This is a genomic window from Paenibacillus sp. FSL R5-0470, assembly GCF_037975205.1.
GTDB lineage: Bacteria > Bacillota > Bacilli > Paenibacillales > Paenibacillaceae > Paenibacillus_AQ.
In genome coordinates this window covers 2,489,886-2,516,054 of the sequence record NZ_CP150238.1, presented here as the reverse complement: position 1 = coordinate 2,516,054, position 26,169 = coordinate 2,489,886, and the positions used below count along the sequence as shown (strand labels likewise).

The following is a 26,169-nucleotide window of genomic DNA, read 5'->3' as shown; positions in this document are numbered from 1 at the left end:
TTCAAACTCCCCCAGTCATATTATCTTTCAAAGAAGTCATCCCCTCAGCCAGAACCCCTATCAAAAGCTCTATAGTTGCCTGATAGCGTTCATCACCGATCTCTTCCTTATGCAAAGACAGGAGGACTACAGAGCGAATCATGCTTACGATTAATCCCGGGTCAATCCCAACCATGATACCTTCGGCTTGCCATGATTGAATGAAAGGAATAAAAAAGTCTTTATCCTCTGTAAAATTTTGTTCCAACAACTCATTAGGTAACTTTCTTAATAGCTGCTCCATTTCGCTTCTTACGAACATCTGGCGGACGATCGGACTCTCTTCCATCATGCGGAAAGATTTCAGTAAAAATAATCTGATTTCTTCCTTGTTTACAGGCACGCCTACGCTAAATGAATCGAACATTGTACTACGAATTCGTTGTTCCTCTTTAAGCAATATGTGATAGAACAATTCCTCTTTCGATCCAAAGAACATGTAAAACGAACCTTGCGCAATCCCGGCAGCTTTTGTTAATTCTTCAACACTAGTTTTTTTAATGCCATGTACTTCAAAACAGCGGCGACCTTCTGTCAACAATTTATGTTTAATCCATTCTCTTTCTTGTTCTGTGAATTTCTTAGGCATACATCTCAACTCGCTTTTATGGTTTTATGAATAATTTTATTTTATATTCACAAGTTAACCCACCAACCATATTTTGTCAATCTTTTTTTCTCTGTAAGCGCCAAATTAGCTTGAAAAATCTATGCTATAATCATGCAGTAACACGAAATGGACTAATGGGTGGGAATACATAAATGAAGTTGGAACGTTTGATTTCCATGATCTACAAGCTGTTGAACCACGAAGTTTTATCTGCCTCCAAGCTGGCTGAAGAGTTTCAGGTTTCCCAGAGAACTATCTATAGGGATATCGATGTCATTTGTGCCGCAGGCATCCCGGTCGTATCGTATCAGGGAACTAAAGGCGGATATGGCATCATGGACGGATATAAAATGGATAAAAGCCTGCTCCGTTCTTATGATGTCACTTCTTTGATTACCGTGCTGAACAGTCTCTCTTCCGTTTTTGAAGACGAACAAGCGCAAGGAACCATTGAACGGCTGCAAACGATTGGAACAGAACAACAGACTTCTAGTCTAGCGGTGGATTTTGAAACTCGTCGTATGGATCCCGATGCACTTTCTCTTTTACGTACGGCTATTACGGAACGAAATATTGTCCGTTTTGATTACATCAATGTAAAAAACGAACGCACAACCCGTAATATGGAACCAGTAAAGCTTCATTTTAAATATAGCAACTGGTATATCTATGGTTATTGCCAGGAACGACAGGATTATCGAGAGTTCCGGCTATCCCGGATGATGAATTTGCTTCTGACACAGAATACCTTTCATTCCCAACATGAGGTACCCATAGAGGCCGGTTGTTCAAACAGGGCCGATCAGGTTGAGGAAGTCGTTATCCGGGTGGGACCTGAGGCTTTGGCAGAAGCGCTGGACCAATTTCACCAGGTGGATAAGGAATTTCATACTGATGAGAGCATGACGATGCGAATTCCTGTGTATAAACCATTGGAAGCCCGCTGGCTATGGTCAATTCTGCTAAGTTTCGGCAGCGGCGCTGAAGTCCTCGAGCCTCTTGCACTGCGAGGTATCTTAAAAAAGCAGCTGCAAAATACCCTAAATCTTTATGAAGAAGTATGACAGTCTGCTGTCATACTTCTTCTTTTATATTAACAACAGCTACAAAATAATCTATCACAATTCAAAAGGAGATCATACAATGACCAATCATCCAGTAGAAATGTTTAATTACCACATTTGGGCGAACCAAACGATCTTGGGAAGAATCAAGGAACTCTCTCCCTCTGTGCTAAATCAAGAAGTGAATAGCTCTTTTCCCACCATCGCTCATGCCCTTAGCCATATCTATGCGGTGGATACGATGTGGTATCTGGTTTTAACAGGCACTGGTATGCCTGAGGCTTTTCAAAAAAGTATCCCGCTAAATATGAGCATTCTAAATTCGGTTGATGAATATGCTAATCTTTTTGCCCAGCTATCTGAACAATACAAAGAATGGATACAAAACCAAACCGATTTGGAGCAGACTATTCTACTTGATAACCCATTCGCTGGAATCCGGCAAACACGTCTATCAGAAATTGTGCTGCATACCGCCAATCACGGGACTTATCATAGAGGTAATATATCTACTATGTTACGTCAGTTAGGACACGCTTCTACCATGAACGACTATTCCCTTTTTTGGTATCAGATGCCTGCGGAAGCTATTTAATTTATGCAGATTGAAAATCTAATTACAGTGAAATCGAGAGAACATTTAAGAGCTTGGCTTCAGGAAAATTGTAAGACTGAAAAATCTTGTTGGGTACTCGTAAGTATGACGCCAAACCCAGAAACATTGCTATATTTGGATGTGGTTGAGGAATGTTTGTGCTTTGGATGGATCGATGGAGTGAAAAAGAAAGTTTCTGAAACGGAGCTGGCGCAGCGACTGTCTCCCAGAAGCAAACGAAGCTCTTGGACAGAATTAAATAAAGAACGTGTCCGCCGCCTCGATAAACTGGGGTTAATGAGTGACGAAGGAAGAAAGGTACTTCCGGATATGAATCTCGCTTCTTTTAAAGTCGATAGGGTTATAGAACAAAGGTTAAAAGAGGAGCAGCAAGTATATGAGAACTTCTTAACCTTTCCCGCTCTTTATAAAAGAGTCAGGTTCGACACGATACAAAGCAATACACATCAACCAGAATTATTTAAGCGTCAATTAGATAAATTTATAACAAACACTAAAGAAAATAAAATGTACGGTCAATGGCATGATCATGGACGGCTTCTAAATTATTAAGCTGCTAGATCATAAGATTGCTTTGTAACTCTTGCAGATTGATTAAAAAGATGAGAAACCCAGTCATTCTCATGACCTTGGGTTTCTCTTTTTGTATTTAAATATGGAAAAATAGCATAATGAACGACCTCCAGCTTACTTGAGCTCAGCGTTCAGCCTCTCAATCAACTCTAGCAATTGCAGCGGCTCACTAACTGTATACGTCGGACGCTCAGACTCATCTGCCGGCTCATGGGAATAACGGGGCGTCCAGCTCTGAAAAATGCTGGTGATGCCTAGCACATTGGCCCCTTTCATGTCACGGCTAAGATTGTTGCCAATCATAACGGTACGTGAGAAATCCGCTTCAGACAAATCAAGCGCACCAATAGCTGCCTTGAACATGCGCGGGCTTGGCTTGACTGCTTTGATATTCTCGGAAATGATCATGGCGCTGAAATAATCGTTTAGTCCATGCTGCTTAAATACATTTTTGAAGGATTGCGCATCACCGTCTGCAACCAGAGCAAGCGTGTATCCTCTCTCATGCAGGGTTTGAATCGTGATATCTGCTCCCGGAATCAGATCCGCACTCCGTACGATTCCTTCTTCATCCCTAATTTCAGTCGATTCATCAACAATGGTATCTCCGCTGTCAAAAAAGATAATTAACCTTTTCTCGTCCATGTTCTCAATAACCGTCCTCTTTATTTAATGGGTGAGTTGCCTGTGGATTCTCGGATCACCAGTTCAGGCTGCAATACAATTCTTCGCTTGATATCATCTGTATGATCCCGACTGCCGATCAGCAAATCAAATGCCATCTTCACCATCTGATTCATCGGTTGAGCAATAGTTGTTAACGTTGGATTCGTCACGGCTGACAGAATGGTATCGTCAAAACCAATGATAGAGAGCTGTTCCGGTACAGATATTCCCTCTTCCTTCGCAGCCTGGAGTGCGCCGATGGCAAGCAAGTCGTTGCAACAGAATAATGCTGTCGGACGCTCCGCGCCGTGGAGAATCTCGGATGCTACCCGTTTCCCGTCTTTTATATTCGACTCGCACGCGAAGATATTCTTCGGGTCCAGTGAAATGCCAGCCTCAAATAATCCAAAGCGGAAACCCCTGACCCGCTCAAAGCTGCTGCTTACATTGAAATCCTCTGACAAAACTGCCATCTTGCGATGACCTTTTTCAAGCAAATGTTCTGCGGCAATAGTGCCTCCTTTGAAGTCATCGTTCAATACACGGTGAACAGCTATGCCTACGGTCTCCCGAGCGATCATAACTATGGGGAAGGATTTCTCTACATGGAGCGCCAAGATATCCGCATTTCCCACACCTGTTCCGATCAGAATACCGTCAACATTTTTTTGCTCCAACAGCCGAATGTATTTCTCTACGCGTTCATCTTTGTTATCTGTGCTGCACACAATAACACTATACCCCTCGGAGTGAGCCAGATCCTCTACGGTTCTAGCTATCTCGGAAAAAAAGGGATTCGAGACATCTGGAATAAGAAGACCAATGGTATAGGTCTTCTTCCCCATTAGTGCCGAAGCAATGACACTGGGCTGATATTGCAGCCGCTTCATCACCTCAAGGATTTCATCTCGCTTCTTGTTGCTTACTTTTCCTTTACCGTTAATCGCATTGGAGACGGTAGCAATTGATACGCCCGCTTCCCTGGCAACATCATATATCGTGGTCGTTTTCATGGTATTAACCTCATTATAAATATTAAGTGGATTGGAGTCTTTGCATCCTCCCTTCACATAAGTTAAGCGCTTAACCTAATGTTACTATGACGACAGCAATAAATTCAATTCATTTTTCTTGGAGGTTTAGATGCTTCGTCTTCTGCCGCTCAATGCTAGGGTTGGTGAATACGCTGGAAAACACAAAGAAGTGCCCCGAAGCCATGAATTGTATGGCTTCGGGGCACTCTCTTTTTTCCAAATGGATATCTGATTTAAAATGGATTAAAGCCCCTCAGCCAGAATCCGTTTTAAGAACATCCCTGTATAAGATTCCTGTACTTCAGCGACCTGCTCCGGTGTGCCTTCAGCTACAAGCTTACCTCCAACTGTGCCCCCTTCAGGGCCAATGTCGATCACCCAGTCAGACTCCCGAATCAGTTCTAAGCTGTGCTCCACAACAACAACCGTATTTCCCGTATCTACCAATTTGCTCAATAAGGTATGAAGTTGCTTGATGTCTGACGGATGTAGACCTGTCGTTGGTTCATCGAGCAAATAGAGCGTATGATTTTTAGATGGCTTGCTCAGCTCTTTGGCCAGCCTGATCCGTTGTCCTTCGCCGCCTGATAAGGTTTTGACAGATTGTCCCCATTTAAGGTATCCAAGACCCACCTCACATAACGTCTCAATAATACCGGCCATTTTGGCCTCCGACTTAAGAATCGGCAAGCTTTCCTGTATAGACATGTCCAACAGATCTGAGATAGAGAAGCCATCATACTTCACCTGTAAGACCTCATCCGTAAACCGTCTTCCTTTGCAGGCGTGACACTTTACTTCTAGATCAGGCAGAAAGTTCATGTCTACGGACAATACACCAAGTCCCTGACAGGTTTCGCACCGTCCCCCCGGTGTGTTAAAGGAGAAATGCTTGGAGGTCAGTTTTCTTTTCTTCGCCTCTGGCAAAGCCGCAAATAACTGACGCAGATGTGTAAATACATCGGTATAGGTCGCTACATTAGAACGTTGCATTCTACCCATGGGTGATTGGTCAAAGATCACAATGCTCCCGACTTCACCTAAACCCGTAATCTCCTTACAGCCTGTTTGTTCATGACCATTAGAGCTTCCTTGCGCAAGGATATCAAATATAAGCGTGGACTTACCCGAACCCGAAACCCCTGTTACAGATACAAGACAACCAAGTGGAATGGAGACTTCTTGAATATCAATATTCCGGTACTGTGCCTGCCGGATAGTGATCTGCTTTCCGTTCCCTTTTCGGCGAATACGTGTGGGAACTTCGAGACGCTCTTCTCTGAGATAAGCTCCTGTAACCGAAAGCTCGCTTGCCATCAAATCTTCTAAACTACCTTCACCAACAACGATTCCACCATGCAATCCAGCACCTGGACCCATATCAATAATATGATCCGCAGCACGCATCATCTCAATATCATGTTCAATAACGAGCACAGTATTCCCAAGATCACGCAGCTCCTGAAGCACACGAATAAGGCCAACTGTATCCCGAGGATGTAGTCCCGTCGTCGGTTCATCCAGAATGTATAACACACCGGTCAACCCTGAACCCAGCAGTGATGCTAGACGCAGGCGCTGTGCTTCCCCGCCAGATAAAGAGACTGTCTGCCGGTTCATGGAAAGATAACCTAGGCCAACATCGATAATCCGCTTTAGTCTAGTAGGCATATCATGAAGGATCGGTTCAAGTAGATGTAGACCTTCGGCAGGCAGTGCCGCCTCCAGTCCTTTCGTCCACTCATATACCTCACTAAGCGACCAGTCGGATACATCTATGATCGATGCGTCAGCTACTCGAACTAGACGAACTTCTTTTTTCAGGCGAGCTCCTAGGCATTCCGGGCATTGCTGCTCATGAAAAAATCCGCCATCTTTCTCCTGCGCACCAGCCTCCCCTTCCTTCTCCTTATACCGCCGCCACAAACCGGGTATAACACCTTCAAACTTCGTCCCTTGGATTGGCTTAATATTAGGGAAATGGCGTTTAAAAGCTTCACTCTCCACACCGTAGTAGAGCAAATCACGCTGAATCTCACCGTAATCCTTCAACGGTTGATCCGGGTCAAACACAAATCCGAAATGTTTTCCCGCCGCTACTAATATCCGCATCTGTATATCCCGATGAACGCCATTCAGAGAAGCTACTCCCCCCTCTTTCATGCTAAGCTCTGGATTAAATACCGCTGCTTCATTTATAGTCGCCACAGACCCAAGTCCACCACAAGCTTCACAAGCCCCTTCCGGCTTATTGAAGGAAAAATGTGACATGCCAAGTTTCTCAAGCTCAGCTCCGCAATGCGGACAGCCCATCGACTGACCTTCCATTTCCTCGTCTTCTTCTATTAGTAGCCCCCTCGCTTCAAAAGAAGGTGGTATGCTACCCTTGCAAGAAGGGCAAATCCGCTCCCCTAATCTAGAAAAAATAAACCTGACAAAGGTATAAATGTCAGTTACAGTCCCTACTGTCGAGCGTGGATTACGATTCGTAACATGCTGTCCAACGCTAATGGATGGGGACAGTCCAACAATGGACTCGACCTTTGGTTTACTGATCGTATCTGAAGTCATGCCCATGGAATCTAAATACTGTCTTTGGCATTCCCGCTGAAGTGTATCCATAGCTAACGTCGATTTTCCTGATCCCGAAGGTCCCGTCAGAACAACAAGCTTATACTTAGGAATCGTGAGCGAGACATTCTTCAGATTGTTCTCTCGTGCACTTTTAATAACAATAGCTTCTTTCACCATGATTCCCCTCTCAATTAAAGCAATCACACCTAGATACATCTCTTATCCATAACCATTTACGAATGCTGTCATACTACTTTTTTTTGCAAAAGTATGCTTAATTCGATAGAATGTATTTGTAAAATAACACATTTTAAAATAACTTCATAATCAAATATCTTGATTGACGAGATATAAAGATTTTAAAAGGGGCGTTATCCTTTGTCAAGCCATGAACAAGCACAACCTACACCAGAGCAAGAACAATTCACCTTACTCATGCGTGGTCTGGGAACCCGAACGGTGGTATACCAGCAAAACGTAGCCGCCTCTCTTGGGTTATACAATAATGATTTTTTGTCTGTGGATATCCTGCGTGAAAAAGGCCCCATTACCGCTGGAGAGCTGTCCAAACTAACTGGACTTGCCACAGGTAGCGTTACTGCATTAATAGATCGTCTCGAGAAAAACGGATACGTTCGCAGACAAAATGACCCTAAAGATCGCCGTAAAGTAATTATTGTCCCGTTGTATGAAAATAAAGAAGATGTCATTAACACGTACATGCCACTTCATACCGCTATGGTTAAATTGGCTGCTTCCTATACGGATGAAGAACTTTCCCTTATTTCACAATTTTTAGGCAAAGCCAGCACCGTTCTAGACGAGCAGATTGATCATCTCAGTTCCCCAACACGTAGTAAGTCTTCTTCTTAAAGCTCATAGTTATAAACTTAAAAGGACGATAACCAAAGAGTCGTATGACTTTTGGTTATCGTCCATTTGTTAAATTATAAGAAAAAAATAAGTTAATTCTATCTCCGAATACCAATCGTTACAATTTCGCATGGACCGATCTGTAAGGCCGATCTACCTTTCTCTTCGCGAGAGAGTGGATGGCTCTCCTCTTCCAGGATCGACGTCTTATAGAAATACTGCTGCGGTATCGTTGAACGGATGGTCAGGTCGGTACTCTGCTGACTCATGTTGTACCAGCGAAGCAGTAGGTCTCCAGTCTGCTCGTTCATTTTTAGAGAGGAAAATGCGAGCTCCTGACTCTCCCATTCGAATGGAGTATGCACCGGAGCAATCACTCCTTCATGTACATCAGTCTGACATACGACCCAAGGAATCTGGAATTGATAAGCTTCAGCAAAAGCACCTGAGGTTATACCATCTCCTGTGTGTGGGATAAGCTCCATACGTACAACGTGCTCTCCGAGACATTGCGCTTCTGGAGTTGGGAACAAACCCCAGTCTCCCAATTCACCCACGCTACGGAGTAGTGTAATCGCAATGGTGTTACGACCATCTCTTAACACTTCATATTCATTTAATCCAAAGTTAGCGACGGTTAGACCGGCTGTTTCATTGCTGATATCAACAAAGGCCTGCTGATGCTGCGTGTTACTCGGATTCATCCATTCTGTAGCTGGCTCAATATTCCGCTCCGCAACCTCAAACATCGAATCCACATGATGTGTGGCGGTGTTCAACTCTGTCGGAAATAGCGCACGAATCCGGTGATCTTTGGCTTTATTGTCTATCGTAGTTTCGATATGCAGCCCCTTCCCGCCCCGCTCCAAGCTAATTACGGTACGAAGTTTAAGAATGACTGTGTCACTACTGCGCTGCGCTTTCCGCTCCGGGTAGTACACAAGAGCACGCTGTTCCTCGTCCAGCTTATTATCTGCCGAGGCTGGAATCTCCCAGTCATGCTTAATTTCCACAGATGCTCGATAAGGTGTATTTTCCAGAACGCAAATATTCGCCTGTAGTCCCTTGGTCGTTAAAGCTTGTTCACCCTCTGGCTGTTTATACATGTATTCATTCCCGATATCACCTGTGTTCTCATACACACCAAGATCCCGGTAGGTCATGCCACTGGCTTTGTCACTTAGCGTAAATGAACCATTATCATGGATCACTACTTTGATGGCCTCATTCTCCAACACCCGATCCCCTTGAAGCAAAGATTCAGGAGCTATAGGCAACCCTGCGTTAGCACGACGAACCCACGCATATGCACGAAGACCCAGCGCCGGAACTTGCCCAGCTTCAAAGGTAAGTCTTACTCGGCGGCACATATAGGGCTGGCGGAATTTATCGTCAGGCAAATCATAACCAAACTGAAGACCCAAATCCTCCATCTGGCATGTAATGGCATTCCCTTGATCGTCTACTAATTCACGACCGTTTAAGTCAATATCTTTCATACGGCTGGCCGTTTCTTCTAGAGAGAAACCCTCTCTCAAATATAGACGTGCCGCATCAATTTCTATGCTCACTGTACCCGTGCGTCTCCACCCTGTCATATTCATGACTACTAACGGAAGCACTTCTTCACCATATGCTGCAAAACCGGACGTATCCACAGCTTCAGCGATCATGCGCTTACTATCATCAACAATGGTCTCTGCTACATGACGGCTTTTATCAAACCGGGTTACCATTTCGCGATGTACCTCATCCACGCTGCAGCCACAAATGCTGTCGTGAGGGTGATTCTGCATTAGCGTCTTCCAGGCATAGGTGAACAGATGATGAGGGTAATCTTTGCCCAATACATGTGCGAATGAAGCGAGTGGCTCAGCTACCTTTTCAAGCAAGACTTGCCCTTCCTGATTCATCTGTTTCAAATAGACACGAGCAGATGCGGTATTCACTAACGTCCCCCATCCGTCAGTGTGCTGGCTCCGCAGTTCGCCCTTTACGGTCGACAAATTGTTGTGATCCATTACATCCTCTACAGCCTTAAGGTAATCAGGGAAGTTGGAATGGATAAACTCCATATCTGGATATAACCGCTTCGCAGTTTCAATAGCCTCCGGCAAATCCAGTTGAGCTGGTTGATGATCGCAGCCGTTCATGAATAGTAGCTCGCCTGTAGAGGCAAATTTCCGAGCATCTGCTAACTTCTTCTCCCAGAACTCTTTTGCCTCTGCTTCATTCACTGGCACCTCGTTTCCGTTCGAATACCAATTCGCAAATAGAATTCCAAGCACTTTCGATCCATCCGGACCTTCCCATATCAGCTCGGAGAACGAAGATTCATATCCACCGTCCGATACTGTATTGTTGAATCCAGTCGGCTTTACACCTCTTCCAAAAAAGGCATTATTGATGCCTGATTGCTTCATTAATTGTGGAGTCTGACCCACTAGACCAAAGGTGTCCGGAAAATAACCGATCTTAGAAGGTTCACCGTAACGCTTCGAATCCTGATGACCAATCTGCATATTACGTACATTTGCCTCTCCGCTGGTAAGGAAAGCATCTTGCAGAATATACCAAGGTCCAATCAGTAGACGACCTTCCGTAATATGTTTTTGTAGACGATCTTGATTCTCGGGGCGAACTTGAAGATAATCTTCCAGAATGATTGTCTGTCCGTCAAGATAAAAACTCTTAAATTCACCATCCTCATCCAATCGATCCAGCAATTCATCGACCAGTTTAATCAGGCGTACATGATGCTTCTCATATGGAAGATACCATTCCCGGTCCCAGTGAGTATGAGAAATAATATGGGCAGTCTGAGGTTTAATAGATTTATCTGAACGATCCAATGTGAAGACCTCCTTATATGCAATACGTACTCTCTACTAAGATGCTTAATGTAGTAGATGTGGATAAGTTATATGAATTTCGACTTCCTGCTGGCGATACACGCCAAGAAGATCACCTTTATAGTCCGTAGCAAACAGGACTGAACGTTCCTGTTCCAACAAGAACGCGTAGGTTCGGCCAGTGGCTGAATCCTTCACCTCGATTTTCGCATCCTGAGCATATTCCGATACGAAGGTGAAGAGCGCTCCTGTAGCAAAGCTCAATTTCCGTCCGTAGATACCTACTAAGTCCCCTCCGCTAATCCACTCCAAGTCACACTCCACATGAGCAGCATGGAGCGCGTAACGATACAGTGCAGATGTAGTATCACTTCGGTCGCTCAATTCAACGGGCAGTGGACTCCATAGGAGTCGACCCTTGCCAAGCGGGATGTTTATGACTGAGTCTATAGTAGAGCTTCCGCTTCCGCCGGATTCGTGAATCATCGTTTCCTTCGATACCTCAGCAATCCGTCGGTGACCGAAGGAGACGGGGAGTTCTTGGCCTTGAAGGCTAAGAACTTCTTCACGGCGCACATTACGCAATTCACGCTTGCCAAGAATATCACTTAAGCGCTCTGAAGAACGCCAGTAAGCATCAATGTCGAGCGGGCCTGTAGCAAGCAATACCGCACCTGTCTCTTCAACGATGTGTAACAACCTTTCCATCGCTGCATCATCGAAGTTATGCGCGCTTGGCAGTATAATAAGCTTCACAGGATGGTTTTCCAAATCATCTAGGTGGTATTCAGAAGCCCCTCTAAAAGGCATCTTTAGATCATATGAAAGAATACGGGTAAGCTCTGTTGTAGCAGCGAAAGCCAGCTTCCGGTTAGAGAAATCATTCGAATACGGAAACACCACAGCGATCTCTTCCAGTTTTCGATCTCCAAATACGTCACGAATGCCTTCTATAAATTTCCCAAAGTCATAAGAGACATCCGCCTCTGGCTTTTCGGTTCCATCTGCTCTCAATGCTCCGATATGGGACTCATTCGCATTATCCATATAGAAGTTCGTATTCCAAATCCAGTGTATGGCCCCCGCACCAGCAGTTCCAAACGTATAGGCATATTTGCGTTCAAGAAGATTTCGCAGCTCTAGCTCCGAACGTTTGGCTCGTCCATCAGGAGTTTCTACATACATGACGCCAGTCTCTTGAATTAGGTTTGGCTTATTAGGCGTCTTGGCAAAGATGCCATCCCACACCAGATAATCATTAAACCACCAGGAATGAACAGTGGTGTAATCCACCGTCTCCTCGTAGAAGAACGGTGAAGGTCGCTGCGCCCCTAGCCCTTCATCCTGCCCAACCGTAACCATCTGATCTGGACATTGCTCCTTAATGGTGTCATATAACTGCCTCACCCACCGGTTATGCATATCCATGGAGAACAAGCAATAATCAAGCCAACGCGTCCCTCTTTTAGCAATGTGCATATCCTGTACATCGAAGTTCATCTCTTTCGCTTCTGGCAGCCCTGCCGATGCAAAGTCCGGAAGCTGTGCGGGTGTCATATTCCAACGTTCCTGTAGTACTTCGATTTCCCCATGTCTATGTCGAAGCCATTCTATGAAAGCTTGTTGCTCGAAGCGATCATGACATGAACTCGGACCATCCGAGAAAATCCGTGCCGGATCAAACATCGACGGTTCATTAATAAGATCCCAATCTACATTCGAAGACGCTTTATGACGAGATACAATAGAACGAATGAACCGCTTCTGAGCCTCAACACTTTGTGGGTCCAAATAAGGATTTACCCCACCCCACGTTTCCGGTGTGAAGGAGAAGAACGTGAAAGTCACCTGAAGATCATGCTTCTTCGCCGTCATGATAAAGGCATCAATCGCTCGCAGTACCTCTTCTGAAACATGACCATCGTCTTGCATCACGTTACGATAAGCAGTCCAGATTCCTGTTCGGATCCAGTTAATCCCTGCCTTCCGCATTTGACCCATATCGCGATCCCATACCCCAACGTTCGGCAGAAATAGAAATTTCCGTGCCACATCACTCGTCATATAAGTCATCCCCACAACAGGTAGCGGACGCCCATCTTTTATGAAATAATCTCTTCCACTCGTTACCGGTTCACCTGCTGCCAGAAGTTCAGGGGCATGCCCCCAGAACCCTTGACGTAGAATGCGGACCTCACCATCACTGGCTTCCGCTTCGCAGACCACTTGGAACAGACCACTCCTAATTTCCAGAGGAATAGGCACCCGAACGATGTTAAGCTCAGCATTAGCCTTCATCTCCAAACTATGGGACCAACGGAAGGCGGGATCGGATTCATGCTCAACATGCATTGTAAACTTCCATTTGTCTTCATTTCGCAAAGAAGGTTTTACCCGCTCAAGCTGCTGAATCTGAAGTGTCAGAGAAGCCCGTTCTCCTGACTCATATGACGCGTAATTTGGCTTAATCCACATTTCCGTTACACCCTTACTACAGAAACGAACCCACTCAGACATCGCGGACAGCCCTTTTTCCTTCCATAAAGAAGCCGTTGCAGCCGTATTTACGAACAGCCAGCGTGAGCCTGCAAATAAACCAATCGTATTCTCCCAAAGAACTACTGGAGCAGCAGTTTCCCGCCCCTCATGCGTAATTCCCTTCAGAAGCGGGTAAATCCGTGTGCTCATCGGACCTGCTGACCCCATTTGATGGGGTAAATCACTCGTCTTCGTCGTATGTGGCACAAGGTTCCATGTCTTTTCACTCGCTATAAAAAGAGCTTCTTGCCCCTTAAGCAGAGGAAGGACATCTGATGCAAGCAAGGACTGGTTGCGAGAACAATCAACACGCAGTACCTCATGAATAGACAGCTCTTGATGATAAGAGGTCTGTTCCGCTTCCACATGCCATTGTTCATTTTTCCAGCGAACGGGTTGTTTGAAGGGGGCACCTCCAATGCTGATCAGTCCACCTCCTCTTTGCAAATAGGCTAGAATGTCTATCCATGCCGCTTTTGGGAAATAGGGTGCATGCAGATTAATGAAACATCCACCTTCGGTTTCCTTAAGCGTTGCTGCAAGCTGATTCGCATTCACGATTGTACCGAACTCACGCATGGATTTAATCGCGTCACTAGGAATCGAATTGGAAATTGGGAAATCAGAATCATAGAATATGATTACAGGTCTGCTCATAGTAGTCCTTCCTTCATAGTTTTGTAGACTAGTTGGGAGAACAGACTATTGGACCAGGCAAACCATTTTCTAGTGAATATATTCGGGTCATCGACATGAAATCCTTCATGCATAAAACCAGTCCCCGCATCCGTTGCCTCTAACATCGCAAGCATGTCCAGCTTCTCTTCCTTCGTGGAAGCCGTCAAACCTTGCATAGACAATGCCATATGCCAGATATAATCTTTCGGAGTATGTGGACTGCCAATACCTTTCGCTGCTGTTCCTTCAAAGTAAAAAGGATTCTCCTTGCTCAACGCAAATCGGCGTGTATTCTGATAAATCTCATCATCTGCTGTAACATAGCCTAGATAAGGAATCGACATGAGTCCCGGTGTTCCCGCATCATCCATCAAGCAGTAGTTGCCGTAGCCGTCGGTCTCATAGGCGTAGATTGGCCCAAATTTCGGATGACGATAAATACCATACAGCTTGATTCCATGATCAATGTCCGCTTCTAATGCTTTAAGCTCTTTTAGAAATTCAAGATCACGGAATACCCATTCTGCAAATTCCTGCATATGACGTAATGCAACAACGGCGAACATATTCCCCGGGATATTGTAATGGAAGTCGCAAGCATCATCGCTTGATCGGAACCCGGACCAGACCATCCCCGTGTAATTTACAGGCATACCAAGGCCGTTGTTGCGTAACGTATCTTCAGGAATTCCATTATTACGCGTAAAGCTGTAAGGAGATAATTCAGCATGGCGCTGCTCAGTTCTAAATAAGTTGTATATTTTGACCATTGCTGCCTTAAATCCGGCGTCGAATATATCAGTTTTCCCCGTTTCTTTCCAATAGGCATAAGCCAGACGCATAGAAAAACAGAGAGAATCAATCTCGAATTTACGTTCCCACACCCAAGGGGACATTTCCGTGATATCGCTAGTGCTCCAATGCCAGTCATTCGCTGTTTCGTTAAACGCATTGGCATACGGATCAATATGTATATACTGAATATGTCGTTTAATTAAACCGCTAATGATACGTTGAAGATCCGGATCATTCTTCGCAAATGGCACATAGTGCATAACCTGCTCCACAGAATCTCGCAACCAGGAAGCTGGGATATCACCAGTAATGATGAATGTTGTTCCATCATCCATGAGCTTAGTCGTAGTCTCAAGTGTATTCGGAAAGCAGTTCTTGAAAAGCTGCAATAGTTTAGGCCGATGAGCTAACTTCTCCTCTGCTTCGTTCAATACTTCTTGAATCGCTTGTGGAAGCGGAAGCTTCGGCATTGAGATGGCTGGCAGTCTGAATTGTTCCATATTTCCACTCCTCTTGATAAAAATGAGTATAGATAGAGAGACGGGCAGCATAGCTGCCCGTCTCCACTAATCCTATTTGCGTTACCTTTAGATTAATCGTAGGCGTTTTGTTACGTTCAAAGCTTATTTCTTTGTCTGGTTCCACTCATCAAGCTGCTTTTGAACTTCAGCAATGACTTTATCCAGTCCAGCTTCTTTAAATTTCTTGGTTGCTTTTGGCAGATATGTTTTAGGATCAACAGAACCTGTGTATAGCGCTGGCATAAATTCTTTAGTTACGTTGTTGATGGCCGCTACTTCTGTTTTTACAGGTGTAGGATCAAATGCAAAACCGAAGGTAGGGGCTTCTTTTGATGAATCATTAAACTTCTTGAAAGCATCCCATTTATCAGCAGGGTCATCAGCATGCAGATAAGTCAGTAACATATTTCCAAGCGTGAAGCCTGGCATTGCATAGCTATCTTGCATAGCTGGCAGATCTTCAATGACATTCTCGGAAATTTTCTTATAATGAGTGCCTTCGATACCATAGTTGAGCAAATTGCGTAAGTACTTATCTGTATTCAAAAGATTCAAGAACATCATAGCCCGTTCAGGATCACCTGAGGTTACGGAAATAGCGTGCATCGAACCTGCAGCGGACTGTGTATACACATAAGGCTCATGCATAGGCGAAGTTACAATTTCATAACCTGCTGAACGAGACCAACCTTTTTCTGCATAAGGCTGTGTGATTTCGCGATCGGCAAACCATTTACCTGTCTTAATGTTATCAATACCTTCAAGTGTTGCAACGTCTGGGCGTAAGTAACCTGCTGTGTAAAGTCTGCGCATCGTATCTAACGATGTTGCAAGTTCAGGTGTCTCTAGAATATTAACAACCTTGACATCTGTGGAATCCATATAGACCCCGATAGGTAACTCATCACCTAGTACATAGTCAAATGGCATGAATGGTTTAAAGCCTTTAGGAACAGCTAGCGGTGTAATATCCGCAGGCTCATTCTCTTTAATCGTTTTAAGTAGTGGCTCTAGATCATCCAATGTACGAATGTTGGAAATGTCCATGTTGTATTTATCAACATATTTCTTATTGAAGCGCCATACCCATTGCTGTCCAAGCTCCTTATTTACAGGAACACCATAGATCTCACCTTTAATCTTAGTTCCTTCTAAGAAACGTGGGTCCAAAACCTCTTTCGTTTCCTTTCCATACTTATCTAGCAGATCGTTCAGACCCAAGAAGGTACCGTTAGCTGCATTACGGCGGAAATCATTTGTCCAAGAAGAGGTAAAGGCAATGTCATAAGGCTCACCAGAAGCGGTAATGACTTGCATCTTCTTATCGTAATCACCCCAATCGAACATCGTAATGTTCAACGTCGCATTAATTTTTTCTTGGGTATATTTATTAACTTCTTTTAATACAAGATCCAAATCCTTTTGAGGTCCACCAATTAAATACATCTTCAGCTCATATGGCTTTAATTCCGATGTACTCCCTGCTGAATTCCCTGCTGCCGCTGAATTGTTTGTTTCTTTAGCAGCATTTGTATTATTATTCGAACCACATCCAGCAAGAAGGCCAGACAAAAGCATTGTTCCAGCAAGAGCGAGCGTTAAACTTTTTTTCACTTTCATTTCTATTTTCCCCCTTTAGTTTAATTAACTCTTTATTTATATCGACTCCTGTTCTAGCGATTCGAATAAATACATCTTAGTAGTGTTACTCTTTTAAAGAGCCAACAGTTAAGCCTTTTACAAAATACTTTTGGAAGAAGGGATACGCTAGTGCTATAGGCAAGGTCGCCAGTACAACCATCGCCATACGAACGGTTTCTGTCGGCAATGTCGCAGCAATCTCAAAGCTTGATCCCATCTGCATGCTGTTCTGGATAACAAACTCCATATTATTCTGAATTCGCATCAGCATCGCTTGGAGCGGTACAAGACTCGCATCATCTATATACAGCAGCGCATTAAACCAATCATTCCAATAGCCCAGCGTACAGAACAATCCAATGGTTGCAATCCCCGGTAATGAGATCGGAAGTACAATTTGCAGGAATGTCCGAAACTCCCCTGAACCGTCGATTTTGGCTGCCTCAATGAGTGCATCAGGCACTGAAGTCTGGAAGAAGGTCCGCATCACTAGGATGAAAAAGGCATTCATCGCTATTGGCAATATTAAAGCCCATATCGTGTTGTACAAATGTAAAAACTGTGTGGCCACAATATAGTTTGGAACCATTCCGCCTGAGAATAACATCGTGAAGAAGGCGAAGAAGCTGAAAAAATTACGATAGCGAAATGATCTTCGAGAAAGAACATAGGCGTAAGTTGTAATTAGAAATAAGCTAATGAGCGTACCTAGTACAGTAACAAGTAAGGTAACTCCAAAGGAACGAAATAACTGATCACCTGTGTTAAAAATAAACTGATACGCCGCCATACTAAATTTTTCTGGAATTAAGCTAAATCCATTTAAAGCGAGTACTTTCTCATCTGTAAAAGAAATGGCTATGACAAACAAGAACGGAAACACACAGGTAAAGGCGAAAACTCCAATCACAATATTGAGTACCACATTCCAAAAAGGAGTAATGGCGTTGTTGTCGACTTCTTTTGGCTTACGTTTGAATACTTCCATAACGTCAATTGACTCCTTTCTAGAATATCGCGTTTTCTTTGCTGATCTTTTTCACAATAGAATTCGTTACAATTACCATGATAAATCCAACGATCGATTGATATAGACCGGCTGCTGTACTCATCCCCAGGTTTCCTGTCGTACTCATGCTTCGATAGATATAAGTATCGATAACATTCGTTACGGAGTATAGAACACCGGAATCCCGAGGTATTTGATAGAATAGACCGAAGTCAGATCTAAAAATACCACCAATCGCTAGAATAGTTAGCGTTACCATTAAAGGTTTAAGCAAAGGAAGTGTAATAAACTTAATTTGCTGCCATTTGCTGGCCCCATCAATCATTGCCGCTTCATAATAGGACTTGTCGATACCCGCTATTGCCGCTAAGTAAACAACACTTGAATAACCAATTGATTTCCAAATTCCCATGAAAATTAGGATATATGGCCAAAAGCGAGTATCCCCATACCAGGAAACAGGATCGCCTCCGAAGTAAACAATCACTTGATTCAAGATCCCTTTATCTACACTTAGGAAGCTGAATGTAAAGAAACTAATAATAACCCAAGAAAGAAAATAAGGCATAAACATCGCCGTTTGATAAACTTTGGCCATCCGTTTGTTCACTAGTTCGTTCAAGGTGATTGCTATGCCCACCGCAAGAACTAAACCGAGAGAGATCAACGCCACGTTATACAGTATCGTATTTCTTGTAATAATATAGGCGTCCTCTGTCGAGAACAAAAAGTTGAAATTTTCAAGGCCAACCCACTTACTATTTAAAACGCTTGCAAAGAATCCGTCCCGATGAATCTTGAAATCCTTAAATGCAATAATGGTTCCGAACATCGGTAAGTAACAAAAGATTAGGAACCATATTGTCCCTGGTAATACCATAAACCACAGTACTTTATCCTTATTTAAGCTTTTGAAAAATGCAGACACTATTCCACATCCCCCTTCTCTATCCCCAAACAATCCCCGTAATACCCTTTCGATCTTATTTCCTTGCCCCTTTAACTATCTTTAATTCTGCGCTATAAAAGCGGTTTCATAAAGTTGAAAAACTCCAGAATGATATGTAAAAATTAAAGATCGCAAGAAAAAATGACCTCCGTGAGGCTTGAAAATCCTTAAGATTTGAACAAAAAAAAGGAAATATTCCCGTGACCAACGTTCGTGAACCCTCCACTTGAACGTGATACCCGGGAACATTTCCTAAATCCTACGCCTTTTCTTTTTTATACATCTTTCGAAGTTCTGTTGGAGATATGCCTACTGATTTTTTGAACTGGCGATAAAAATACGCTGGATCTAGATACCCTACTTCAGCTGCTATTTCATTGGTTAATAACGTAGTTTGAAGCAGCAGTTGTCTTGCTTTTTCAATTCGGAATTGGTTCACATAATCAGAGAAGCTTCGCCCCATCTCCTTCTGAAATAGCTGTCCCAAGTAAGTAGGATGCATATTCATTCGCTGACTGAGCGTCTTCAGAGATAGTTCTTCTCTATAATGTTTGCTCACTTGATCCACCATATATCTCATATTCGGACTGAGCTCATCACTCACTAGCGATAATTGGTCCAGCGTTTCATTCACACTTTCCTGCACATGATGAAGCAACTGCTCGATGGTATGGATACGTAGCAAAGGATTAAACACAGCACTGAAGTTACAGTTTTTCTCCATATTCTTAGCGATCAACATTAATTCAATCGCTACGTTGTAATTATCAATGCGTGTAATCACGCCACATCCGAACAGCTTTTGGAATGTTTCTGCGATAAATTGATTTGCCGCCTCACGCTCGCCAGATAATAATAATTTAGTAAATGCTTCATAATCAATTTCGAGCTTTTCCTCATGTAACACCATCTTAGACAGTTGGTCCACATCTATAATCGGGTAGCCCGGCAGCATCAGATGATCCACATATAAACTTTTCGCTTTTTTATAACTTTGTGGTACTTCTTGAAAAGTATATTCCTTACTTCCTATCGTAATCCAGACAGACTTTCCTAATTCATGCATAATCTCACATTGCACTTGTTGCAGCATGCAATACATTTCTTCTTTGTTCTCATCTTCAGTCGACTCCGCAACAATAAGAACAAGATCACCTTCCATATCTATAAATACAATAACTGTTCCGCGCTCTGCTACGGACTGCACAGCGATACGATAACATTCTTCCATAAGTTGATTAGGGTGCAGTTGACCCTCATCCTCTTCATGTTCCGTAATAAGCCGAATCGCAGCCACCGTAAAACATGAACAGTCCAGAGAAATATTTAAGACTTTTGAACGATGCAATAGCTCCTGTCGATCTATATTTCCAGTGACCCAACGATTTAAAATATTGTTACGTAAAACTTGCTGATCCTCCTTCGCATGAAATTGTTCAACATCCTCTTGATTAAGGACCTCAACAATTTGCTCAATGGTTGATTCCAATTCTTTTATGTTAATGGGTTTAAGAATATAATTTTCAATGCCTAGACTCATTCCAGCTTTTAAATACTCAAATTGTTCATAGCCGCTTAAGATAATAAATCTCATTTTTGAATCAAAAGACTTAATTTGTTGAATGAGTTCAAGTCCCGTCAGCTTTGGCATCGTAATATCTGTAATTAATATGTCAATGGCTTCGTTATGACTACGCAAAAAAACTAAAGCTTCTTCCCCATTACTCGCTTGCCCTGCGATTCTTAGTCCATAATCTTCCCATTCGATCACTGAACGTAATCCTTCAAGAATAAGAGGTTCATCATCCACAATAAGTATGTTGTGCATTATTTAATACTCTCCCTTACCACTGGTATATTCATGATGACTGTTGTTCCTACACCGATCTCACTAGCAATCGATAATCCATATTCAATCCCATAATAAAGCTTAATTCGCTCATTCACATTACATAGTCCAAGCGAGGAAGGTGGTGCATCCATTCGCATACTGACTTGAAGTGTTTTTTGAAGTTCCGTTAGCTTGCTGGGAATAATCCCATTTCCGTTATCTCTAATAGCAATTTGAATGCTACCGTCTGATTCAGTTACTTCAATGCGGATTAGGTTATCAGAGCGTTCGGGCCTGAATCCGTGAACAATATAATTTTCAATGACCGGCTGAATCAGCAGTTTAACGATAGAACAATTCATAGCCACTGGACTTATTCGTGACTCGATTTGAAGCTTATCTTTATGCCTAATCTGAAACAGCTCAAGATATAGATTGCAATATTCAATCTCATCAGCGATGGTAACAACCATACTTTTCTTAATCATCGTTCGGAATAACGTAGATAAAATGTAAATCATCTGACCTACATCCTTCGCACCTTGCGAAATAGCCCGCATCCTTATAGCTTCAAGCGTATTATATAAAAAATGCGGATTAATCTGCGATTGAAGAGCAACGAGTTCTGCATTTTTTTGCGTAATTTCTGAAATGTAAACTTTATTAATATACAGTTCTAGTCTTTCACACATATAGTTAAAATTGTTGGCAATGAGCTGCAATTCATCCTCCCGGTTAAGATGAATGCGCGTGCTTAAGTCGCCTTCCTGTAAGCGCTTCATAGATTTGACAATGATCTTCACTTTTTTAGAGAAACGTAAAATTATTCCGTATGTAATGGACATTGCCGCAACAATTAGTGCTGCCGTAATCCCGATAATCCAATTTCGTACTACCACCATTTCTTTGTTTACCTGCGACTTCTGAATGATTCCTGCCACAATAAGACCTGAGCTATTCGTTGTATTTAAGTTAACTTTAGATAATCCATCCAGTGCAGTCCAGTTGTCTGAATAAAGACCAGCGATATGCGGATACTGCTGTCCCATATACCTTCCTAAGGAATCATATATGACGTCACCGCTTGGTGTTAGAACCAACACTTGGCCATTATTCTCTGTACCTTTCGTACCAAGCCATTTTGAAATAAGTTCAGCATCAAAATCTATAATGAGCATACCGATCGTTTTCAATGAAATCGGATCTTTAAGCTCCCTAGTCATCGTATACAAATTGTTATTGTCTTCCCTTATTTCCTTAAGTAATAATTTTTTCTCATGCGAAACCCAACCATTCTTGGGTATGGGTGATTTTTGCTCCGAAATATCTATATCTCTTTTGTAGAGCTGTCGTGTATTATTTTTATATAAATAATAAAATTCTTTCTCAGTGCTGTATAAGATAACGTCAGAGATACCACTTTTCTGATTCAAATACGTTTTGAAGTAAGTATCGAATGTATGGGGTACGAAGCTCCCAATTTCAGCAAACTGATCTAAACGATATTTAAGATAATCTCCATAATCATGTTGCAAAAAGTAGGACAAATCCTCACTTACAGAAGCATCACTATAAATTTGCTGGATGGCCAATTGAATCCCTTCGTACTGCTGATTCATATATAAACTCACGTAATCCAGTACCTCTCGATTAGCATCAACATGTTGACGCGTGATCGTCTGTTCATAGTATTTATAAACGGTAATGGAAGAGGCAATAAGCGTAATAATGATGATGGATGAATATATAGCTAAAATTTTATTAAACAGCTTTTTTCGTAAATGATTTTGATAAAATTTCTTTATATTCAACAAATTCACCTTCCTTCAAAATCTAGCCTTTAGGATTAGAAGCTTAACACCACCTTTCTTTTTGTGCAATGGGAGCGCATTCATTTTTAGATGTAAATCTTTCCTCCTTGCAACCTTTTTCTTTATCATGAGTTTACATCTCGCTAAAAATCGTCTATAGTTGGTTTCTACCCCCCAAACAAACCTGTAATCACCCTATAAGTCTTATAATCCTCGTCCCCCATCAAGATAATGGAGGGCTATTACTCATGTTTCTAACCAAACGTAAACTCAACTCCCAACTAAACGAGATTTCCGAATATCGTTACCGGGATCGAATACACATTCCTTTTTTCAATTCTATGATTGACGAACAAGGTGAAATTGCAGCGGAACCACCCGTGGATGGAGAATGGTCTAAGCTACAGGTTGGCGATACCTGGAAAGGCCGCGATTTGTATTTATGGCTAACGACACAGATAGACGTACCCGCCTCTTGGGCAGGACGCAGGGTACTGGGTCGATTTGATTTTGGCGAGACGGGTGCCGGAAACAACTCCGGCTTTGAATCTTTATTCTTTTACAATGGTAAACCCTATCAAGGTGTAGATTCCAATCATACAGAAGTGTTCTTGCCGGATGAAACGGTAGGTACGCAGCTTCCTCTTACCTTCCGTTTATGGTCGGGTCTAGAAGGTGGCGGTCCTAAAAAAGATCAAACACATGGCATTCGTATGGCAGAAATTTGTTGGCTGGACGATGCAACGGATGATTTCTACTTTACTGCACTTGCTGTAGTTGAGACGCTGAACGTACTCGATTCAAAAACACCAGAATATACACAGCTGCTAAGTACAGTAGACCGCTCGTTTCTTCTGATTGACTGGTCTCGTCCAGGTTCAGAGGTCTTCTACGCTTCGATTGAGGAAGCTCGTAATTATTTGCGTGATGAAATTAATAAAATGGAAAAGTCTTCGCCAGTTACTGTTACCTGTATTGGTCATACCCATATTGATGTAGCTTGGTTATGGCAATTGAAGCATACCCGTGAGAAATGTGCGCGTTCCTTCTCGACCGTACTCCGTCTGATGGAAATGTTCCCTGACTATACTTTTTTACAAACTCAACCTCAGCTTTATGAATACATCAAAAACGATTATCCAGAAATCTACGAGAAGATTCGTGAACGTGTAGCTGAAGGACGCTGGGAAGCTGGCGGTGGCATGTGGCTCGAGGCAGATTGTAACTTGACCTCAGGTGAGTCTCTTGTCCGTCAATTGCTATATGGTACTCGCTTCTTGCGTAATGAATTTGGTGTTGAATGTGATTATTTATGGCTGCCGGACGTATTTGGCTACAGCTGGTCCTTGCCACAAATTCTAAAAAAATCAGGAATTAATACGTTTATGACCACGAAAATTAGCTGGAATCAATACAACCGCATGCCACATGATACCTTCCAATGGCGTGGTATTGATGGTACTGAAGTATTAACACACTTCATTACAACACCAGAGCCTTGGTCTGAAGAAGATTCTTGGTTCTACACCTATAATGGCCGCATCATTCCTAAGACTGTAAAAGGAATTTGGGATACGTACCGGGATAAAGAAGTGAATCGCAATTTATTACTTTCTTACGGATATGGTGATGGCGGCGGCGGGGTTAACCGCGAAATGCTAGAGATGCGCCGCAGACTCAACGATCTCCCAGGACTACCGAAGATTGAAACAGGAACAGCAGGAGATTACTTCCGTAATCTGCAAGAAACCGTTGCTAATACAGATCGTTATGTCCATGTATGGGATGGTGAGCTTTACTTAGAATATCACCGTGGCACGTACACTAGCCAAGCCTACAATAAGCGGATGAACCGCAAGCTTGAGCTGCTATACCGCGAGGCGGAATGGCTAAACGCACTGCAAAGTGTGGTGTCTGAAGATTGGTCGAACTATCGTCAGACCGATTTAGACGAGGGTTGGAGAATTATTTTGCGTAACCAATTCCATGATATTATTCCTGGTTCTTCAATTCGTGAAGTGTACGAAGACAGTACGATTGAATATGCTCAAGCCGAAGCCATTGGTCAATCTGTATGGGAACAATCTACGAACCTACTAGTGAACGGAAGTGAAGCCGGTAAATATACCATCTGGAACAATGCTTCTTGGGAATTAACTGAGCTCGTAGAAATTACTATAGAGCCTGGCATGGAAACAGGACATTGGATAAACACAGAAGGTAAACCATTACAAGCTCAGCGTGAAGGTGACCGTTGGATCATTGAAGTGTCCGACATTCCTTCTCTCGGATACACCACCATCTCCTTCGTGGCAGATGTGAGTTCTGAGCCACTAAGCACTCCATTCAAGCTGAATGAATCAGGAATTTCAACGCCTCACCTTGAAATAGCGTGGAACGAGCAAGGTCAATTGTCATCCATCTATGATAAACACGAACAGCGTCAAGTATTAGCTAATGGAAGTCACGGTAATGTGTTCCAAGTGTTTGAGGATAAACCATTAGCACATGAAGCCTGGGACATTGACATCTACTATCAGCAAAAAATGCGCGAAGTAATCGACTGCACTAGCATTGAAGTCATAGAAAATGGTTCATTGCGTTGTATTGTGCAATTCACATGGAGCTATATGGATTCCACGATTAAACAGCAAATGATCTTACACGCTGGGCATCGTCGTATCGACTTCGTGACGAACGTAGACTGGCATGAGAAAAAACAGCTAATGAAAGTAGCCTTCCCTGTTGCGATACGAGCTACCGAAGCCACTTATGATATCCAGTTCGGTAATGTTAAGCGTCCAACACACTGGAACACTAGCTGGGATTACGCTAGATTCGAGACTGTGGGTCATCAGTGGGCAGATTTATCAGATCGTGGTTATGGCGTTAGCTTGTTGAATGACTGCAAATATGGCTACGACATCAAGGATAATGTGATGCGTCTATCCCTAATCAAATCGGCAACACACCCTGACCCTGATGCGGATCAAGGCGAACATTCATTCACCTACTCTATCCTGCCTCATACTGGGGATTGGCTACAAGGTGATACCGTCCGTCAAGCCTGGTCCATCAACAATCCACTGCGGAGCACCATGGGGCAAGCTGAAGTAGAAACAAAGTCCATGATTCGTCTTTCTACGAATACGGTTATGGTATCTGCCCTTAAGAAATCTGAAGATGGTCAAAAATTAGTTGTACGTGTTCACGACTATTCCGGAAGCCGCCAGCAGATTGATATGACGAGCGACTTGAACATTATTTCGTGGCAAGAGTGTAATCTAATGGAACGTCCTGAAGGTGAGGTTCACACTGAACCTGTCATTACCTTTGTACTTGAACCTTACGAAATTAGAACATTTGAAATCGAAGTATAGAATCTAATTAAATGAAGTAACATACAAAATCGGGGTGTCCCTGTAGCCATGTATAAAAGGCTGCGAGGACACCCCGTTTTTCGATTATGATTGTTTATTTTGAATTTAAGTATAC

17 protein-coding genes are annotated in these 26,169 nt (G+C 43.0%); 5 read left to right on the top strand and 12 right to left on the bottom strand.

What is annotated here, in order from left to right:
* Position 1: 1 nt before the first annotated feature.
* Positions 2-628, bottom strand: a complete 627-nt coding sequence (locus MKY99_RS10745) for a TetR/AcrR family transcriptional regulator (protein ID WP_339270402.1) — start codon at positions 626-628, stop codon at positions 2-4.
* 173 nt (positions 629-801) lie between these two features.
* Here MKY99_RS10745 and MKY99_RS10740 point away from each other — a divergent pair, with 173 nt between their 5' ends.
* From MKY99_RS10740 to MKY99_RS10730, 3 genes are all read left to right on the top strand, one after another.
* A complete protein-coding gene (locus tag MKY99_RS10740) occupies positions 802-1,713 on the top strand; it encodes a YafY family protein (RefSeq protein WP_339270400.1) in 912 nt (303 codons plus the stop codon).
* A 79-nt stretch (positions 1,714-1,792) separates the two neighbouring features.
* On the top strand, positions 1,793-2,308 hold the full coding sequence (locus MKY99_RS10735) for a DinB family protein (protein WP_339270398.1): 516 nt from the start codon (positions 1,793-1,795) through the stop codon (positions 2,306-2,308).
* Between the two features lie 3 nt (positions 2,309-2,311).
* Positions 2,312-2,881: a YdeI/OmpD-associated family protein gene (locus MKY99_RS10730; protein WP_339270396.1), complete on the top strand. Its 570-nt coding sequence runs from the start codon at positions 2,312-2,314 to the stop codon at positions 2,879-2,881.
* 135 nt (positions 2,882-3,016) lie between these two features.
* Here MKY99_RS10730 and MKY99_RS10725 read toward each other — a convergent pair whose 3' ends face one another.
* The 3 genes from MKY99_RS10725 to uvrA all read right to left on the bottom strand — a co-directional run bounded on the left by MKY99_RS10725 (position 3,017) and on the right by uvrA (position 7,350).
* Complete coding sequence (locus tag MKY99_RS10725; protein WP_339270394.1) at positions 3,017-3,547, bottom strand: HAD family hydrolase; 531 nt, start codon at positions 3,545-3,547, stop codon at positions 3,017-3,019.
* Positions 3,548-3,567: 20 nt separating this feature from the next.
* Positions 3,568-4,581 (bottom strand): LacI family DNA-binding transcriptional regulator, encoded by a 1,014-nt coding sequence (locus MKY99_RS10720; RefSeq protein ID WP_339270393.1) that lies wholly within the window; start codon positions 4,579-4,581, stop codon positions 3,568-3,570.
* 264 nt (positions 4,582-4,845) lie between these two features.
* On the bottom strand, positions 4,846-7,350 hold the full coding sequence (gene uvrA, locus MKY99_RS10715) for an excinuclease ABC subunit UvrA (protein ID WP_339271592.1): 2,505 nt from the start codon (positions 7,348-7,350) through the stop codon (positions 4,846-4,848).
* Between the two features lie 261 nt (positions 7,351-7,611).
* Here uvrA and MKY99_RS10710 point away from each other — a divergent pair, with 261 nt between their 5' ends.
* Positions 7,612-8,049: a MarR family transcriptional regulator gene (locus MKY99_RS10710; protein ID WP_339271590.1), complete on the top strand. Its 438-nt coding sequence runs from the start codon at positions 7,612-7,614 to the stop codon at positions 8,047-8,049.
* Between the two features lie 98 nt (positions 8,050-8,147).
* Here the strand turns inward: MKY99_RS10710 and MKY99_RS10705 are convergent, their stop codons facing one another.
* The 8 genes from MKY99_RS10705 to MKY99_RS10670 form a co-directional block, all read right to left on the bottom strand.
* Entirely contained in the window at positions 8,148-10,901 is a 2,754-nt protein-coding gene (locus MKY99_RS10705) for an alpha-mannosidase (protein ID WP_339270391.1), read from the bottom strand.
* Between the two features lie 45 nt (positions 10,902-10,946).
* Entirely contained in the window at positions 10,947-14,096 is a 3,150-nt protein-coding gene (locus MKY99_RS10700; RefSeq protein ID WP_339270390.1) for a beta-galactosidase, read from the bottom strand.
* Positions 14,093-15,412 (bottom strand): glycoside hydrolase family 125 protein, encoded by a 1,320-nt coding sequence (locus tag MKY99_RS10695; RefSeq protein ID WP_339270388.1) that lies wholly within the window; start codon positions 15,410-15,412, stop codon positions 14,093-14,095. Before MKY99_RS10695 ends, MKY99_RS10700 begins: the two co-directional genes overlap by 4 nt.
* A gap of 123 nt (positions 15,413-15,535) precedes the next feature.
* The gene (locus MKY99_RS10690; protein WP_339270386.1) at positions 15,536-17,053 is read right to left on the bottom strand and encodes an ABC transporter substrate-binding protein; all 1,518 of its coding nucleotides are present in this window, start codon (positions 17,051-17,053) and stop codon (positions 15,536-15,538) included.
* 85 nt (positions 17,054-17,138) lie between these two features.
* Positions 17,139-18,062 carry a carbohydrate ABC transporter permease gene (locus tag MKY99_RS10685; protein WP_076283087.1) on the bottom strand — a complete coding sequence of 308 codons (924 nt, stop codon included), beginning with the start codon at positions 18,060-18,062 and terminating at the stop codon, positions 17,139-17,141.
* 19 nt (positions 18,063-18,081) lie between these two features.
* On the bottom strand, positions 18,082-19,011 hold the full coding sequence (locus tag MKY99_RS10680; RefSeq protein ID WP_231573424.1) for an ABC transporter permease subunit: 930 nt from the start codon (positions 19,009-19,011) through the stop codon (positions 18,082-18,084).
* A gap of 280 nt (positions 19,012-19,291) precedes the next feature.
* Positions 19,292-20,860: a response regulator transcription factor gene (locus MKY99_RS10675; RefSeq protein WP_339270383.1), complete on the bottom strand. Its 1,569-nt coding sequence runs from the start codon at positions 20,858-20,860 to the stop codon at positions 19,292-19,294.
* Positions 20,860-22,674 (bottom strand): sensor histidine kinase, encoded by a 1,815-nt coding sequence (locus MKY99_RS10670; protein WP_081382735.1) that lies wholly within the window; start codon positions 22,672-22,674, stop codon positions 20,860-20,862. The genes MKY99_RS10675 and MKY99_RS10670 overlap by 1 nt, the downstream gene beginning before the upstream one ends.
* Positions 22,675-22,922: 248 nt before the next feature.
* Between MKY99_RS10670 and MKY99_RS10665 the strand changes: the two genes are divergently transcribed.
* Positions 22,923-26,054: an alpha-mannosidase gene (locus MKY99_RS10665; protein WP_339270380.1), complete on the top strand. Its 3,132-nt coding sequence runs from the start codon at positions 22,923-22,925 to the stop codon at positions 26,052-26,054.
* The last annotated feature ends 115 nt before the right edge of the window (positions 26,055-26,169 follow it).